The sequence below is a fragment of the Oleiphilus sp. HI0079 genome (genome assembly GCF_001635105.1).
Map to the genome: position 1 here is coordinate 1 of NZ_LWFT01001281.1, position 842 is coordinate 842.

General features: G+C 51.5%; 1 protein-coding gene. It reads right to left on the reverse strand.

All coding sequences use genetic code 11. The features are described from left to right. The coding region (locus A3750_RS22425) for an MATE family efflux transporter (RefSeq protein ID WP_369819971.1) at positions 1 to 831 on the reverse strand (831 nt) is incomplete at its 3' end. Between the last annotated feature and the right edge of the window lie 11 nt (positions 832 to 842).

The window sequence follows — 842 nt, forward strand, 5'->3', positions numbered from 1 at the left end:
GGAAGAGATCGCCATGATTACCACTAGGCATAGCGACTCGATGCGACTGGCTACGCCGAAGCCCGCGACAGCGTCGGTCCCGTAAGCGGCAACCAACCATGTTGCATAAGCGACGGAAAGGGGGGCGATTAGGTTTGTGCCAATGGCGGGAATGGCGAGCCGAAGAATATCTAGCCAGCTTTGGACGATGCGTCCCTTACAATCGCTCAAGCTTAAAAACCGAAGCCTGACGGTGAGTAAATATAAGCCGATGAAGAGAGCAAACGAGTAAGAAACGATGGTGGCGACCGCTGCGCCGGCTAGTCCCATTGCAGGGAAGCCGAAGTAACCAAAGATCAAGATTGGGTCGAGAATGATGTTTACAACTGCGACCACCATCATAATGACACCGGGAATGAAGGTATTCCCGGCTGCTCTCAATGCGGAATTACCGACCATCGGTATAACGACAATAAAGCTTCCGAGAAACCAAATATCCATAAACTCATGAATAAGCGGCATGAGATGAACTGGCGCACCCAGTGTTCTAAAAATAGGCGTGATGTTTTGATAGCCCAGCACTGCGAAGCTGGCGGCAATCACGACACCGATGAACAGAGACTGTGTTGCGTACAGCCGGACCGTTTTGGTCTGGCCTGCACCGATGGCTCGGGAAATCAACGAGGAGCTTCCGATACCAATGCCGAAGGCCAAACTGAGTAAAACCGAAACGATGGGGATGGTGAAGCTCATCGCGGCCAACGGTTCTGTACCAAGTTGTCCGACGTACCACGTATCGACGAGGTTCATCGACATGATCGATAAAATGCCCCAGATCATCGGCACGGTCATTCGTTTTAAAT